We start from the raw sequence: 242 nt of genomic DNA, 5'->3' as shown, positions 1-242 counted from the left end.
CTTCATCGACTCCGGCACCAACGGCGCCGCCTCGCCCGAGTACAGCGCGGTGCAGCTGTCGGTGCCGAGCCTCCTCAACGGCGCCGTCGACCAGGCGCAGCCCGCTGCCGGCCAGTGGGGCTACGACCCGAACGGGATGGTGACGAAGTCGTCGACCGACATCACCAACAAATTCTCGACAGGGCTGTACCAGAACACCACCCGGCTGACCTATCACCTGCCGTTGCCGGCCGGGACGTACA

1 protein-coding gene is annotated in these 242 nt (G+C 66.9%); it reads left to right on the top strand.

The features are described from left to right. A partial coding sequence (locus tag SB717_RS38915) for a hypothetical protein (RefSeq protein ID WP_410908607.1) occupies positions 1–242 on the top strand: 242 nt, incomplete at both ends.

This window comes from Priestia sp. SIMBA_032 (assembly GCF_046535215.1).
GTDB classification, from domain to species: Bacteria; Bacillota; Bacilli; order Bacillales; family Bacillaceae_H; genus Priestia; species Priestia aryabhattai.
This window is presented reverse-complemented; position numbering and strand designations above follow the sequence as displayed.